The following is a 1,980-nucleotide window of genomic DNA, read 5'->3' as shown; positions in this document are numbered from 1 at the left end:
GGCTTAAATGAATGGTGTGTCTCACCGGATGTGATCAAAAATCAAGCCCAGAGCATTCCTCTAGGCTTGATCAGCATAGTGATTCCGCTTAAAGAGCTACACAACATAATCCCTACTCCAAGCAGACGGGATACGGCGTTGCTGAATAGCAGGATGAACCGCCCTCATCTTCAACCCTTCTCCCTAGGGAGAAGGGAGCTAAAATCCTTGTCCCATCTCCTTTTGGGTAGAAGGCTAAGGTGAGGGTAGATATTGCGATTCATACCTAGATTCAGCAACGCCTGGGATACAAGCAGATGGGATAGTCTACAGCACTGTCTAGAACGTCATGCCTACTAGCAATGCTGATGATGGATAGGATACCTAGGAGCATTGCCAGCATGAGCTAGGGTTGAGTTGTATGAACTCCAGAGGCGATCGCCTCTTCTGGTGATGAATCAACAGGGTCATCCGACGATTGCAGCATGTCCTCCGAACTAGAGCTTGGGCTAGAGCCAATGACAGCGTCATCTAGGAGCGTGGGGCGCATTTCAAAGCTAGCGCTAGCAGTATTGAATTCAAGTCGTACAGGAAAAATGCGCGGATCGGATAGATCGGTGCTAGGTTCAATACCGCCAATCACAAAACGAGTCACGCCTTGTCCATCTATGAGCAAATCACCAAGCTGGTCAGCATAGTCGCTAAAGACAACCGTATCACCGGGGCTAAATTCTCCTAGGTTTCGTCCCTCTACGATCACCGTAAAGCGATCGCGTACATTAACATGCTCAGGAAACTCGGTAATTGCTGTGAAGATAGAATCGTTGCGCATTCGCTCTCCCGACATACCGGGAAAGACACGGCTAGCTAAACCAATGGGCACGGGGCGGGGAGTCATTTCAAACTCAAAACCAACGCTACTTTGATCAGCACTGGCTAGGATCGGTGGATCAAAGACAAGTCCACTAGGCACACTGACAAAGACAAAAACAACACCAAAAATGTCGGGTAAGACAGGTGTGAATTGACTGCCACCTAAGAAAGGATTTGTAGGGTTCCAAATACCGGGCGTAAATTGGGGAACGATGGTGATAACTGGCTGGGTGAAGACAACACTGGGAGGTAAGGCAGGGGTGTTGCCTGTAGTACCGAAGCCGGGTGGGTCAGATACGGTGACGGATCCGCCAGTCAAATTAGTCTCAATATCTGCAGCATAAGTAATACCAAAGCGTTCGATATTGAACGCATCTGCCCCAAGCCCCGGAAAATCAACGGGAGCAACGCGATCGCCTGTGACGGGGTCATTAGGTTGATGTTGGACAAATACCACAGCCGTGGAGCGACCTACGTTAAAGCTGCCCCCAGAGGTATCTACAGAACCAGATTCTGTTAAAACAGTTGGCAAGGTTCGATATTCGGTTGTTGGGTTAGCAATACTAATATCGCCATTAGCAGCTCCGGCTCTCAGGACTTCGGAAGATGGAGTGAGGGCGGTGACTTGAAATTCTAGTTCTGTGGGAATGTTGTTGAAAAAGGCGGGTTCCCCTGCTGCCGTAAAACCTCGAAATGTCAGAGTTCCTAAGACAGATCCTGTATCACCGATCGCCGGTACACCGTTGGGGGTTGTGCTCAAAACTGGAAAGGTGGACACTTGGAACATGGCGTTGAGGGGAATCGTACCCTGTCGAGTACGAATCAACAAGGAGTCGGATACGGTGCCGTCGTAAACAAACGTGCGAGGGTCATCTGTATTGAAGTTGCCGGGAGTGCCGGTGACAACAGAGCCATCAGGTAGCAGAAACCCACGCTCCCCCGTTGGCAGGTTAACGATCGCCCCAGGGACAAAGATAGAGGTGTCATTGAGAATTAAGCGTCCACCCGTAACAGGAATATCAGATTGTTGGGCCTGGACTGGAAGGATGGCGGCGATCGCCATTCCGCCTGTTAATCCGAGTCCCATGATGAGTTGAACAAGAAGTTGTGTCATAGTAGACCTTCTGA

At 49.9% G+C, this 1,980-nt stretch carries 1 protein-coding gene; it reads right to left on the bottom strand.

Translation table 11 applies throughout. The annotated features are described in order from the left end of the window. Window positions 1–385: 385 nt before the first annotated feature. A complete protein-coding gene (locus V6D20_18770; GenBank protein HEY9817823.1) occupies window positions 386–1,966 on the bottom strand; it encodes a hypothetical protein in 1,581 nt (526 codons plus the stop codon). Between the last annotated feature and the right edge of the window lie 14 nt (window positions 1,967–1,980).

The sequence above is a fragment of the Candidatus Obscuribacterales bacterium genome, assembly GCA_036703605.1.
GTDB lineage: Bacteria > Cyanobacteriota > Cyanobacteriia > RECH01 > RECH01 > RECH01.
This window is presented reverse-complemented; position numbering and strand designations above follow the sequence as displayed.